Annotated in this window: 13 protein-coding genes; 4 read left to right on the top strand and 9 right to left on the bottom strand. The window is 41.2% G+C overall.

Features of this window, described 5'->3' with window-relative positions; all coding sequences use genetic code 11:
- Nucleotides 1-111 precede the first annotated feature (111 nt).
- Nucleotides 112-390, bottom strand: coding sequence for an AbrB/MazE/SpoVT family DNA-binding domain-containing protein (locus MHI16_RS07245; RefSeq protein ID WP_012009813.1), 279 nt, complete (start codon nt 388-390; stop codon nt 112-114).
- A gap of 276 nt (nt 391-666) precedes the next feature.
- Here MHI16_RS07245 and mreBH point away from each other — a divergent pair, with 276 nt between their 5' ends.
- The 3 genes from mreBH (at nt 667) to MHI16_RS07230 (ending at nt 3,221) form a co-directional block, all read left to right on the top strand.
- Nucleotides 667-1,674, top strand: coding sequence for a rod-share determining protein MreBH (gene mreBH / locus MHI16_RS07240; RefSeq protein WP_268467041.1), 1,008 nt, complete (start codon nt 667-669; stop codon nt 1,672-1,674).
- A 74-nt stretch (nt 1,675-1,748) separates the two neighbouring features.
- Complete coding sequence (locus MHI16_RS07235; protein ID WP_003210922.1) at nt 1,749-1,880, top strand: protein YkpC; 132 nt, start codon at nt 1,749-1,751, stop codon at nt 1,878-1,880.
- A gap of 108 nt (nt 1,881-1,988) precedes the next feature.
- Nucleotides 1,989-3,221, top strand: coding sequence for an aminopeptidase (locus MHI16_RS07230; RefSeq protein WP_268467039.1), 1,233 nt, complete (start codon nt 1,989-1,991; stop codon nt 3,219-3,221).
- Between the two features lie 38 nt (nt 3,222-3,259).
- Here the strand turns inward: MHI16_RS07230 and MHI16_RS07225 are convergent, their stop codons facing one another.
- Entirely contained in the window at nt 3,260-4,879 is a 1,620-nt protein-coding gene (locus MHI16_RS07225) for an ATP-binding cassette domain-containing protein (protein WP_003212114.1), read from the bottom strand.
- A gap of 143 nt (nt 4,880-5,022) precedes the next feature.
- Between MHI16_RS07225 and MHI16_RS07220 the strand changes: the two genes are divergently transcribed.
- Nucleotides 5,023-5,298: a hypothetical protein gene (locus MHI16_RS07220; protein WP_034619939.1), complete on the top strand. Its 276-nt coding sequence runs from the start codon at nt 5,023-5,025 to the stop codon at nt 5,296-5,298.
- 65 nt (nt 5,299-5,363) lie between these two features.
- Here MHI16_RS07220 and lepB read toward each other — a convergent pair whose 3' ends face one another.
- The 7 genes from lepB to MHI16_RS07185 form a co-directional block, all read right to left on the bottom strand.
- Nucleotides 5,364-5,936, bottom strand: a complete 573-nt coding sequence (gene lepB, locus MHI16_RS07215) for a signal peptidase I (protein ID WP_029706712.1) — start codon at nt 5,934-5,936, stop codon at nt 5,364-5,366.
- 211 nt (nt 5,937-6,147) lie between these two features.
- Nucleotides 6,148-8,040: a PTS fructose transporter subunit IIABC gene (locus MHI16_RS07210; protein ID WP_058014094.1), complete on the bottom strand. Its 1,893-nt coding sequence runs from the start codon at nt 8,038-8,040 to the stop codon at nt 6,148-6,150.
- Between the two features lie 15 nt (nt 8,041-8,055).
- Nucleotides 8,056-8,967, bottom strand: coding sequence for a 1-phosphofructokinase (gene pfkB, locus MHI16_RS07205; RefSeq protein ID WP_058014095.1), 912 nt, complete (start codon nt 8,965-8,967; stop codon nt 8,056-8,058).
- On the bottom strand, nt 8,964-9,719 hold the full coding sequence (locus MHI16_RS07200) for a DeoR/GlpR family DNA-binding transcription regulator (RefSeq protein WP_058014096.1): 756 nt from the start codon (nt 9,717-9,719) through the stop codon (nt 8,964-8,966). Before MHI16_RS07200 ends, pfkB begins: the two co-directional genes overlap by 4 nt.
- Nucleotides 9,720-10,041: 322 nt before the next feature.
- Nucleotides 10,042-11,235: an ABC transporter permease gene (locus tag MHI16_RS07195; RefSeq protein ID WP_058014097.1), complete on the bottom strand. Its 1,194-nt coding sequence runs from the start codon at nt 11,233-11,235 to the stop codon at nt 10,042-10,044.
- Complete coding sequence (locus MHI16_RS07190; protein WP_058014098.1) at nt 11,222-11,923, bottom strand: ABC transporter ATP-binding protein; 702 nt, start codon at nt 11,921-11,923, stop codon at nt 11,222-11,224. The genes MHI16_RS07195 and MHI16_RS07190 overlap by 14 nt, the downstream gene beginning before the upstream one ends.
- Complete coding sequence (locus tag MHI16_RS07185; protein WP_058014099.1) at nt 11,920-13,026, bottom strand: efflux RND transporter periplasmic adaptor subunit; 1,107 nt, start codon at nt 13,024-13,026, stop codon at nt 11,920-11,922. Before MHI16_RS07185 ends, MHI16_RS07190 begins: the two co-directional genes overlap by 4 nt.
- Nucleotides 13,027-13,031: the final 5 nt, after the last annotated feature.

Genomic DNA, 13,031 nt, shown 5'->3' with positions numbered 1-13,031 from the left:
TCAATTGTACCATTTTCCACTTGTTTTTTGAGGGAGATGGGGCATTTTTAAGGAACTTTTTCAGAAAAAAAGCCTGTTCTCAGCACAAAGGAAGAGAACAGGCTTTTTTCATTACTGCTGAAGAGCTTCTTGAAGTTCTTTTAACAGTAATTCTGCGCCTTCAGCGCTTAATGTAATTTGACCATTTCCATAATCATGGTTCTCTGATGTAATCTCACCAGTCATGAGGCAAACGCCCTCTGGCTGATATTTTTTCAAGACGATTTTATCCCCATCTATAAAAAATTCCATACTGTCTTTAATAGCAATATCAAGTGCTCTTCTTAATTCGATTGGCATCACAATACGCCCTAGTTCGTCTACTTTTCTTACGACTCCGATAGATTTCAAATTCGTTCCCTCTTTCTTTCATTAGCTCAAGATCAATCTGTTTTTCACCAATTGATATATCGTAGACGTAAGAGATTCTCAAAAGGTTTCTCTTCTATAAAAATTTTTTTCACAAAAGAAAAAACAAAGGGAAAATTTATTGTGATTGTCAAAATGATACTCGAATTTTACAAGTTCATTTCAAGGTCATCACAAACCCCCACAAATGACCTCAACCCTCTGAACTTTTAAATGTAAAATTGTTTAAAACAGCAAAAATAGAGATTGGGTGAAAACATGTTTCAAAATGCCGAAATTGGAATTGATTTAGGAACAGCTAACATATTGGTTTATAGTAAAAATAAGGGGATTATTTTAAATGAACCGTCCGTCGTAGCAGTCGATACAGAAACAAAAACTGTACTTGCCGTCGGAACAGAAGCAAAAGAAATGATTGGGAAAACACCTGGGAAAATTGTGGCGATCCGTCCAATGAAAGACGGTGTCATCGCTGATTATGATATGACAACAGATTTACTCAAACAAATCATGAAAAAAGCAGGAAAAAATATCGGGTTTACCTTCAGAAAACCGACGGTCGTCGTATGTACACCTTCTGGTTCCACAGCTGTTGAGCGCCGTGCCATCGGTGATGCTGTGAAAAACTGCGGAGCAAAGCACGTGCATTTAATAGAAGAACCTGTTGCAGCCGCAATCGGCGCTGATCTTCCAGTAGATGAGCCTGTTGCAAACGTCGTAGTCGATATTGGCGGAGGAACAACGGAAGTTGCTATCATTTCGTTTGGCGGCGTTGTCTCTTGTCATTCCATTCGAATTGGCGGAGATCAGCTGGATGAAGATATCATTACGTTTGTGCGAAAGAAATATAACCTATTAATCGGCGAACGGACAGCTGAGCAGGTGAAAATGGAAATTGGTTATGGTCTCATTGAGCATGAGCCAGAGTCATTAGAAGTACGTGGACGTGATCTAGTGACAGGTCTTCCAAAAACAATCACACTTGAATCTCATGAAATTCAAGGAGCCATGCGAGAGTCACTTCTTCATATTTTAGAGGCGATTCGTGCAACATTAGAGGACAGCCCTCCAGAGCTTAGTGGTGACATCGTAGACCGCGGCGTGATCTTAACTGGTGGTGGCGCTTTGTTAAACGGGATTCAAGAATGGCTCTCACAGGAAATTGTCGTTCCAGTTCATATTGCAGCAAATCCACTTGAATCTGTCGCAATCGGAACAGGTCGTTCACTAGAAGTCATTCATAAATTGCAAAAAACATTAAAATAATCTTCTTGTTCTACTTCTTTTTTTATCATTTCGATCATATCGTGAGGAATGGATAAACGTGAAGGAGGAAGAACATGTTGCTTGATTTAGGTAAACGGGTTGTTGTCACAGTCATTTTAACGGGTATTATCTTAGGAGGAATGAGCCTGTCATTTTCACATATGCCCCCTTCTAACGCACAGCCTGTGAAACAACTGAACCGCTAAAAAAGCCGCATGAAAGCGGCTTTTTTATTTTGGCTTTTCGCGTGCTCCCCATTTTCCTTTTCGGTCTTAAATCTGATATGATGAACATGACTAAAGGAGGGTTTTTTTATGAGTTCATTTAAAAAACAACTAGATCAATATGCGAAGACCATCGTTGAAGTCGGTGTGAATGTTCAAAAAGAACAAGAAGTCGTCGTATCTGCATCTACTGAATCTGCAGACCTTGTTCGTCTTGTCGCGAAACATGCATATGAGCGCGGGGCGAAAAACGTACATATCCGCTGGGCTGACGGTGTTCTTGCTCGTTTAAAATATGAGCACGCACCGCAGGATGTGTTTGAGCAATTCCCAGAATGGGAAGCACAGATGATGGAAACCATCGCAAAACGCGGCGGCGCTTTTATCACGATCTTGTCAGAAAGCCCTGACCTTCTGCGAGGCATTGATTCGAAAAAAATCGCTGCACAGCAAAAAGCCGCTGGATCTGCCCTTCATACATATCGCCAATACGTTCAATCAGACAAAGTGGCTTGGACGGTTGTAGGCGCTGCATCAAAAGATTGGGCGAAAAAGATTTTCCCTGACCACACAGATGAAGAAGCTGTCGCTTTATTATGGGAACAAATCTTTAAAGTCGCTCGCGCTGATCAAGCAGATCCTGTGGAAGCTTGGAAAAAGCACGATGAGTCGCTAAATGAAAAGGTCAAAATCCTAAATGAGCGCCACTACCACAAGCTTCATTATGATGCTCCTGGTACTGATTTAACGATTGAGCTCCCTGAGCAGCACATTTGGGTAGGTGCCGGCAGCGTGAGTGAGCGCGGCGTCTCTTTCATGGCCAACATGCCAACAGAAGAAGTTTTTACCGTACCTAAAAAAGATGGTGTAAATGGGACTGTCTCAAGCACAAAACCGCTCAGCTATGCAGGAAATATCATTGATGAGTTTACTTTAACATTTGAAAATGGCCGAATTGTCGATGTGAAAGCGAAGGAAGGCGAAGACATTTTAACTTCGCTCGTTGAAACAGATGAAGGCTCTCATTATCTAGGTGAAGTTGCTCTCGTACCAGATGATTCACCAATCTCAAACTCGAATATTCTCTATTACAATACCCTTTATGATGAAAACGCATCGAACCACCTTGCCATCGGCAGCGGATATGCGTTCAATATCGAAGGCGGAAAAGAGATGAATCGTGAAGAATTGGATGCAGCTGGTGTAAACAACAGTATTACACACGTCGATTTCATGATTGGTTCAAAGGAAATGAATATTGACGGTATTACTAAAGACGGGAAACGCGAACCGATCTTCCGTAATGGAAACTGGGCGATTTAACCATAAAAAGACATCCACAAGTGGATGTCTTTTCTTATTTACGCATAAAGCTCAACGAGTCTCTTTTGAATCTCTTGATCTGATAAGAACTCATCATATGTTGTTTGTTTATCGACGATGCCATTTGGCGTCACTTCGATGATACGGTTTGCCACTGTTTCAACAAACTGATGGTCATGAGATGAGAAGAGCATCGCTCCTTTAAAGCTCATTAAACCGTTATTCAGCGCCGTAATGGATTCTAGGTCTAAGTGGTTCGTCGGCTCATCTAGAAGCAGTACATTCGCTCCTGACAGCATCATTTTTGATAACATACAACGAACCTTTTCTCCTCCTGATAAGACGCTTGCTTTTTTCTTTACTTCTTCCCCAGAGAAAAGCATACGTCCTAAGAATCCGCGTAAGAAGCTTTCGCTTTGATCATTAGGAGAATACTGGCGAAGCCAATCCACTAGATCGACATCGTTTCCTTCAAAGTATTCACTATTGTCTTTCGGGAAAAAGGCTTGAGATGTTGTGACGCCCCATTTATATGTCCCGCTGTCTGGCTCCATCTCACCAGCAAGAATTTTAAATAAAGTAGACACAGCAAGCTCATTACGGCTTAGGAACGCAATTTTATCCTCGCGATTCATAATAAAGCTGACGTTATCAAGTACTTTCACACCGTCAATTGTTTTCGATAGACCTTCTACTTGAAGGACATCATTCCCGATTTCGCGCTCTGGCGCAAAATGGACATACGGATATTTACGTGAAGATGGCTTAATATCGTCTAAAGAGATTTTATCAAGTAATTTCTTTCTTGACGTCGCTTGCTTCGATTTAGAAGCATTCGCACTGAACCGGGCAACGAACTCTTGAAGCTGCTTAATTTGCTCTTCTTTTTTCTTATTTGCATCTTGGCTGAGTTTCAGCGCTAGCTGGCTGGACTCATACCAGAAATCATAGTTTCCGACATATACTTGAATTTTTCCGAAGTCTAGGTCCGCAATATGTGTACATACTTTGTTTAAGAAGTGACGGTCATGCGAAACGACGATGACGGTATTTTCAAAATGAATAAGGAACTCTTCCAGCCACTGGATGGCTTGTAAGTCCAAGTGGTTTGTTGGCTCATCCAGAAGAAGGACGTCAGGCTTACCAAATAAAGCTTGGGCTAGTAGTACTTTAACCTTTTCAGAACCACCAAGCTCAGACATTTTCTTCGATTGAAGGCTCTCTGGAATGCCAAGACCTTTTAGTAAGATCGCTGCTTCACTTTCTGCTTCCCAGCCGTTTAACTCAGCGAACTCACCTTCAAGCTCTGCTGCACGAATCCCGTCTTCATCTGAGAAATCAGGTTTCATATAGATCGCATCTTTCTCCTGCATCACATCATATAAACGTTTATGACCCATCATGACGACTTTTAATACTTCAAATTCTTCGTATTCAAAGTGGTTCTGTTTTAAGATCGCTAAACGCTCACCAGGGCTCATATGAACATCGCCCGTCTGAGCCTCAATTTCACCTGAAAGAATCTTTAGAAACGTTGATTTCCCAGCTCCATTGGCACCAATTAAACCGTAGCAGTTGCCAGGAGTGAATTTAATGTTTACTTCTTCAAATAGTTTACGATCAGCAAAACGTAAACTAACATTATTTACTGCAATCATTTATTAATCCTCCATCACTCATTCATCATTATGAAGTATAACATGAATAACGTTTGATAGAAACGTCTCTCACTAAGAACGAAGGCAAATTGTCCAATATGGTATAATAAGTGGGAATGATTTATTGAAGGAGTTCGTGCGATTTGAGATTACTTACACTGATGGAATACTGTTTATTGATTTTCTTTATGGGTATTTATTTATCTGCAACAGGATTTAATGCGAGGGATTTCGGCCTTTATATTGGGCTTGTGCTTATTTACACACTGGTACACATCTTTTCGAAACGCTTTTTACAAAAGCGAGGGAAAGAAAATCATAAGATCGGATTGTTTCGGTCCGTTTTAGCTATAACTGGCTCTGTCTTCGCTTCTGTGCTGGCCATTGTGCTCATTGTTACAGTGCTCACGCCAAATTAAAAACGACCCTATTTTTAAGGGCCGCCCATTTAAGCACTTTTCTCATGCATCTGAGAAGGGTGCTTTTATTTTGTTTGCCGAATGTCGCCAAATGGGAAGAAAACAAATTCTGATGTCCCGACAACCCGATCCTTTTCAATGAGTCCAAGTCCATTTCTGCTGTCCATGGAGTTGAGCCTGTTGTCCCCCATCACAAAGTAATCGTTTTTCGGTACTTTCACTGGACCAAAATCCCCTGTCAAATGCACTTCATACTCTTTCGCATGTGCCTTGTTCTCTTTTAAATAAGGCTCATCTACTTTTTTACCATTAATGTAAAGCGTATCATCCTTCATTTCAATCGTGTCTCCCGGAAGACCGATCAATCGTTTTACATAATGAATTTTCTGGCCGTCTTTTCCATTAATAATCACGATGTCACCTCGTTTGACACCACCTAGGTAGTTAATGGTTTTGTTGACGAACAGCTTTTCCCCATCATGAAGGGTCGGTTCCATCGACTCTCCTTCCACCACATACGGCTCAAATATAAACGTACGGATGAGCAAGACGAGCGCAAGTGCAATTAAAATGGCTTTGATCCATTCAAACAGTGAACTTTTCTTCTCTGTTTTGGCTTGCTTTGCATCAGATTGAATATCATTTTCGTTTTGTTTGTTTTCTTCGTTCAAAATACTGCTTCCTCCTAAGACTTTCTGCTAAAAGACTTGAAACGTGAATTGAATAACTTTACTTTATCACATGTCATTTAAAAATTCACAAGACAACCATTCAATTAGATATTTTTTCCTAATTTGTTCGTAATTAAACAAAAAGAAACACCGCTTTTCACGATGCTTCTCCTCTGAATTACGCTTCTAGTTTCACTGGTTTTTTCAAAATACCAAGTAAAATCGCTGTTACAACGGCACCGATTAAGATGCTGATGATATAAAGAATTGGATGATTTGTTACCCAGAAAACGAATAGTCCGCCGTGCGGTGCAGGAAGCGTGACTCTAAAGAATTCCGTTAATCCGCCAGCCACAGCTGCTCCAATGACAGCTGAAGGAATCACGCGTAGAGGGTCAGCCGCTGCAAACGGGATTGCCCCTTCAGTAATGAAGGCAGCTCCCATGAAGTAGCATGTAATCCCTGCTTCTCGGTCACGTTTTGAGAACTTATTTCTAAAGATTGTTGTCGCAAGTGCAATACCTAGTGGTGGTACCATTCCGCCTGCCATAATGGCAGCGTGCGGTGCATAGTTTCCAGCAGCAATCATCGCAAGACCAAATGTGTAAGCCGCTTTGTTAATTGGACCACCCATATCAATCGCCATCATACCTGCCAAAATAATGCCCATTAAGACAAGGTTTCCAGTACCTAAAGTTTCAAGCCAATGAGTTAATCCGTCCATCACCATTTTTACTGGTGTGTTCACAATGTAATGCATGATGATACCTGTGAAGAAAATACCGAACAATGGATACAGCAGAACTGGCTTAATCCCGTCGAGTGACTGCGGTACAAATGTGAATACTTTTTTAAGTAACACAACGACATAACCAGCAAGGAAACCGGCAATGAGTCCACCTAGGAATCCTGCACCTGCTGCTGACGCCATAAATCCACCGACCATACCTGGCGCAAAACCTGGACGATCTGCAATACTCATCGCAATAAATCCGGCTAATACAGCGACGATTAAGGCAAGCGCATTATCTCCGCCAATTCCTTTTAATACAGCTGCAAATGAATTAAATGAAGGGTCTTTAGGATCTGCTGAGTTAATTCCCCAGAAGAATGAAATTGCAACAAGGATACCGCCTCCGACAACAAATGGAAGCATGTTGCTTACACCGCTCATTAAGTGCTTGTAGAAACCACTTCTACCTTTGCCAGATGACTCATGTTCGTCTTTTGAAGAACTGCCGCCAGAGCCTTTATAGATCGGTGCATCTTGATTGACTGCTTTTTCAATCAATTCCTGCGGACGACGGATTCCTGCTGTCACAGGCACTTCAATAACATGTTTGCCTTTAAAGCGTTCCATTTCAACTTGCTTGTCCGCTGCCACAATGATGGCTGGTGCTTCTTCAATTTCTTTTGCGGTGAGAGCGTGTTTAATACCACCAGAGCCGTTTGTTTCGACTTTAATGTCAACGCCCATTTCTTTCGCTTTTTCTTTCAAAGCATCTGCCGCCATAAATGTATGTGCAATACCCGTTGGGCAAGCTGTTACTGCTAAAATCTTAGCTGGCTTACCTGCTGGAGCTGGTTCCTCTTGAACTTCCTCTTCTTCTTCATCGTCCTTGTCATGCGTATTGATGATATCGATGATTTCATCTTCAGTAGCCGCTTCAAGAAGCTGCTTTCTGATTTCTTCACGCATCAGAAGTGTTGATAAACGAGAAAGGGCTTCTAAATGCGTGTTGTTTGCGCCTTCAGTTGCTGCAATCATAAAGACAAGATGACTAGGCTGCGCATCCAGTGATTCATAATCTACACCAGCTGTCGAGCGGCCAAATGCAATAGCAGGCTCTTTGACACTTGCTGTTTTAGCGTGAGGAATCGCAATTCCTTCGCCAATACCAGTAGAACTTTGTTTTTCACGGTTGATCACCGCTTCTTTGTAGCCCTCTTTATCATTTAACTTGCCAGCTGTATCTAAAACAGTGACTAGTTCTTCAATGACTGCTTCTTTCTGCTGGCTGTCTAATTGAAGCTTAATGGTCTGCTTTGTGAGTAGTTCTGTTATTTTCATGGTGTGACTCCTCCTTTAAATGCGTGTGACTTTTACTTGTGGTAATAGTGTGTCAACAAGCTCTTTTGTCCCAAGCTCCTCAGAAAATGCTGTAGCACTGCCTGATGTGACGCCAAGCTTAAATGATTCTTCAATCGAAAGGCCTTTCGAAACGCCGGCTAAAAATCCTGCAACGACTGAATCCCCTGCACCAACCGAATTAACAAGCGTACCCTTTGGAACATTGGACTGATAAATCCCTTCCTTACTGAATAAGAGAGCGCCATTACCAGCCATGGATACAATAACATGTTCAGCACCTTGTTCTAATAGCTTCTTTCCATAAGGAATAGCTTCTTCTGCACTAGAGATGCTCGTCTCAAACATTTCACCTAGTTCATGATGGTTTGGCTTCATTAAGAACGGTTTCAAGCCTGCTGCTTTTTTTAGGGCTTCTCCAGAAATATCAAGGACAACTCTAACGCCTTGCTTTTCACATACCTCAGCAATACGTTCATACGTGTTATGAGGCAATGAAGAAGGAATACTGCCAGCTAACACAACGACATCTCCTTCAATCAATGAAGTAAATTGAGACAGAAACGACTCAAATTGTGCTTCAGTAATGGATGGGCCGAGTCCGTTGATTTCGGTTTCTTCACCTGTTTTTAGTTTCACATTAATTCGTGTATCTTCTGACACCTCGTGAAAGGCTGTTTGTAATTGTTCGTTTTGTAAAAAGTCTTGAATATATTTGCCTGTAAATCCGCCTATAAATCCAAGCGCTTTTGATTCCACACCGTGACGTTTTAAAAGCCTTGAGACATTGATCCCTTTTCCGCCCGGATATTTTTTGTCATAGGTTGAACGATTCAAACCGCCGACTGCGAAATCCTCCACGTGTACGATGTAATCAACTGATGGGTTTAAAGTAACTGTATAAATCATGTTTTCACTACCTTTATAACCGTTTTTTCATGGTAATTATCGAATGAATCTTCTTTTGCGTCGTTTGTGATAATGGTGGCTTCCTGTAAACTAGCAAAGGTTGAAAACGATATTTCGCCAAACTTGGAGGCATCTGTTAAGATATAGGTTTTTTTTGCCTGCTTCATGGCCCTTTTTTTCATGAGCGCTTCCTCTGGATCAGGTGTTGTAAACCCTGCCTCGGGATGAATGCCATTCGTCCCAACAAAGCTTTTGTCAAAACGGTAATTTTCCATCGCCGTCAAAGCTGCGGCACCGACCATGGCTCCTGTTCGATGTTTCACTGATCCGCCTATCAGGTAGAAAGAAATACCTTTTCTCATGAGTGCTTCAATGTGCATAACACCGTTTGTCACCACAACAATATCTTGATCTGGATCGATATATTCAATCATTTGCTGTGTGGTCGTACCAGCGTCTAAATAAATACAATCTCCCTGTTTTAAAAGTGAAGCAGCTGCCTCCGCAATCAATGACTTTTCTTGAAGGTTTTTGGCAGATTTCTCAAATACATCTGGTTCAAGACGGATACTTGATATCTTGGCTGCTCCCCCATGGACCCTTTTTAGAAATCCTTTTTCTTCAAGGGCTGATAAATCCCTTCTAATAGTTGATTCAGACGCATCCGTCATAATCGTTAAGTCCTGTATTTTGATGACATCATTTTCTTCTAAACAGTCAATAATGAGTTGATGTCTTTCCGGTGTTAACATGGAAACACCCCCTTTTGAAAACGTATTCATTTTGCGCGCACCTTTATTGTAATCGCTTTTTTCAACATTATCAATATAAAACAATCAAATACATTCAATAACTATCAAAATCTTTCACCATGGTCATCTTACCTTTATATGTACCATTTGTAAACTGAAAAATATGTGACATTAAGATGAAAGTCATGATCTTAGCATTTCTATCATTTTTCATTTCATTCAATAGAACTAAAAAAAGCTTTTATGCAATGTGCATAAAAGCTTTTAATCCTTGATTACAGCGGAATTCACACTGTTTGTATGCTTTTGGTTCTTCTCGAAATTATTCATATCTAAGAGAATCAATAGGATCTAGTCTTGCTGCTTTATTCGCAGGAATTAACCCAAAAACAATCCCAATTAGCATACTAAACAGAACACCTACACAGATGATTTGCCAAGATACTAAGGACGGCCAGCCGGCAATGAGTGATACTAACGAGGCACCGCCTATACCTAGTGCAATCCCCATCAACCCGCCGATCAAGGTTAAGACGACAGACTCAATTAAAAATTGAACGAGTATTTGAGCCCTCGTTGCTCCAATCGCTTTTCGGATACCGATTTCCCTTGTCCTCTCTGTCACAGAAACAAGCATAATATTCATCACGCCGATACCTCCGACAAGTAAGGAAATTCCAGCTATTGAGCCAATGATTGTTGTCATGACAGACGTGATTTGACCGATGCCTTCTGCGATTTCTTCCATGTTGATCATTTCATAAGCATCTTCTGTATGATGATTCTCATTTAATAATGCAGCCGCATTCTTTCCTACTTCCTTCATTTGATCAGCATGTGCGACTTGAATTGACAACTTATCGTATTCACTGATCCCAAATGTGGAGGTGAGCATGGCGAATGGGACATATATTTCATTCATATCGAATGAAAGCATCCCTTTTTGTTTGGCTAAAACACCGATGACTTCAACCGGCTGTCCGTTCATCCAAATCATTTCGCCCAATGCCTTCTGTCCATTAAATAATTCTTTTTGTAAGCCTTCAGAGATAAGGGCGGCTCTTCTGCCGCTTCTAAAGTCAATATCTCTTAAATTCTGTCCTTCGGCTATTTGTAATGAATGTACATTCGTATACCCTTCATTTATACCGTTAACTGTCGCATCCACTGTCGTATCTTGAAATCTCAGCTGCATTCCTTGCGCAGTCGAAGATGCAACCTGATTCACCCCATTGATTGTCTTAATGCTTTTGATGTCTTCCTCAGTAAATGCGGCGTCGAATAAAGCGTTGGGATTTGCATTTAACTCTTCGTCAGAGGGCGTATACATCATATCAACGGTATTGTTTGGACCTGAAATCGACCCTTTTAGCATTTGCTCGCCGCCTTGACCGATAGCCACGACCGCAATGACTGATCCAACACCAATAATAATCCCAAGCATCGTTAAAATAGAACGTAATTTATGAGCTAAAACAGAATTCATCGCTATTTTGATATTTTCAAAGAGTTTCATTCATAGCGTCCCCTTGTGTCAATCTATCTTCAACGAGTCGTCCATCTCTTACAACGACCGTCCGATTTGTATACGCAGCTATTTCTTCTTCATGGGTAACAAGCACAATCGTTGTTCCTTCCTCATTCAGCTTCGTAAACTGTTCCATGATTGAGAAGCTTGTTTTTGAGTCAAGAGCGCCTGTCGGTTCATCTGCTAAGATAAGCTGCGGCTTATTGACAATTGCACGGGCAATTGCCACCCTTTGCTTTTGCCCTCCCGACAACTCGCTTGGCATGTGTTTCATTCGGTCTGACAAACCAACCTTTTCAAGTGCCATCTCTGCACGTTCTTTTCTTTCTTTTTGACTGATACCAGCGTAAATCATCGGAAGCTCAACATTACGCCTTGCATTTAACCTCGGCAGCAGGTGAAATTGCTGAAAGACAAATCCAATGAATTGATTTCGAATCACTGCGAGGTCTTGATCCTTTGCTGCTGACAGCTCTCTTCCTTGAAAATGATATTGTCCTGTAGTTGGCCGGTCTAAACAGCCGATGATATTCATTAACGTCGATTTTCCAGAGCCGGAGGGGCCCATAATGGACATATACTCGCCTTTTTCAATGACAAGATCGATCTCACTTAATACATCAAATGATTCCTCGGCAACCTCATAGCTTTTTGTCACGTTTGAAAGCTGAATCATTCAGCATTCACTTCCATTCCGTCATACATGTCATCTGATGGATGAGAAATGATTTGATCCTCTGCCACGACACCTTTTGTCACCTCAAGATCATGACCTGACGTTTCCCCTAGCACCACTTTTACTTTTTTAAGTACATTCTTTTTGACAACATAAACGTATTGTCCATCATCCTCTTTTTTTACAGCTGATTCAGGAATCGTTAGGGCTTGACGCTTATCTGTTTCAATTTCCATGATCATTTTAAAACCAGGTTTTGCTTCAGGTTTTTTTCCCTTTATTTCGATTTCAACTGGATATTGCACCGTTTGATCACCTGCAGTTGTTTCGGATGCTGCCTGAGCAGGTACACCCCCCACTTTTTTCACGACTCCTTGCCAGCTCTCTCCGCGAATGACATCAGACGTTATCTTTACTTTTTGTTTCTTTTTCACTTTTATGGCGTCATACTCAGAAATCAATCCTCGCACAACCATTTTTTTCTCATTGCCAATATGAATGATCGGCTGCCTCTCTTCCGGCTTTCCTGCCCCTTCTTCTTGCTCAATGGAAATCACTGTACCATCAATTTTACTATGTACGATTAAATCTTCTATTTGTGCTTTTACTTTTTCTTGGCTGATCTCTGCTTGTTTTTGTTCTAATTCAGCCGCTTTCAGCTCTAATTCAAGCTGGTCTCGCTCGTTTCTAGAATTGGTGGCGGATTCGCCTTCTTGTTTTTTGTCTAATTCGCTCAATCTATTTTGTAATTGTTCGCGTTTTAAAGTACTGGATTCAGCCGCAAGAGCTTGCTGCTCTTCTTCAAGCTCCAGCTCTCTATTTTCATATGTAAGAAGCGGCGTTCCAGGCTTTACCTTTTCTCCTTCTTTTACAGAAATTCCCTTCAAGTGTCCCTTTTCCTCTTCTGCATAAATAAACTGTTCTTCAAAGAATGAAAGTGTCCCTGGCGTCATCACCTTAGTGGTGATTTCTTTTTGCGAGGGTTTTACTGTTTTGATCGCTGCTGTTGAAGCAGGCTTTGCTTGATTTTTCGCAATGTTAAAGCCAATAAATAGACCGATAACAATAATAAAAATGGATCCGATGATGATTTTCTTTCTCATAAAGA

Origin of the sequence: Bacillus sp. FSL K6-0923, assembly GCF_038630825.1 — a bacterium.
Taxonomy (GTDB): domain Bacteria; phylum Bacillota; class Bacilli; order Bacillales; family Bacillaceae; genus Bacillus; species Bacillus pumilus.
The sequence above is the reverse complement of the archived record's forward strand: the minus strand, read 5'-3'. Positions and strand labels throughout refer to the sequence as shown.

Excerpts from the sequence above, each read along its gene's own strand:
- mreBH (WP_268467041.1), top strand. The coding sequence starts at position 667 with ATGTTTCAAAATGCCGAAATTGGAATTGATTTAGGAACAGCTAACATA.
- MHI16_RS07235 (WP_003210922.1), top strand. The coding sequence starts at position 1,749 with ATGTTGCTTGATTTAGGTAAACGGGTTGTTGTCACAGTCATTTTAACG.
- MHI16_RS07230 (WP_268467039.1), top strand. The coding sequence starts at position 1,989 with ATGAGTTCATTTAAAAAACAACTAGATCAATATGCGAAGACCATCGTT.
- MHI16_RS07225 (WP_003212114.1), bottom strand. The coding sequence starts at position 4,879 with ATGATTGCAGTAAATAATGTTAGTTTACGTTTTGCTGATCGTAAACTA.
- MHI16_RS07210 (WP_058014094.1), bottom strand. The coding sequence starts at position 8,040 with ATGAAAATAACAGAACTACTCACAAAGCAGACCATTAAGCTTCAATTA.
- pfkB (WP_058014095.1), bottom strand. The coding sequence starts at position 8,967 with ATGATTTATACAGTTACTTTAAACCCATCAGTTGATTACATCGTACAC.
- MHI16_RS07200 (WP_058014096.1), bottom strand. The coding sequence starts at position 9,719 with ATGTTAACACCGGAAAGACATCAACTCATTATTGACTGTTTAGAAGAA.
- MHI16_RS07195 (WP_058014097.1), bottom strand. The coding sequence starts at position 11,235 with ATGAAACTCTTTGAAAATATCAAAATAGCGATGAATTCTGTTTTAGCT.
- MHI16_RS07190 (WP_058014098.1), bottom strand. The coding sequence starts at position 11,923 with ATGATTCAGCTTTCAAACGTGACAAAAAGCTATGAGGTTGCCGAGGAA.
- MHI16_RS07185 (WP_058014099.1), bottom strand. The coding sequence starts at position 13,026 with ATGAGAAAGAAAATCATCATCGGATCCATTTTTATTATTGTTATCGGT.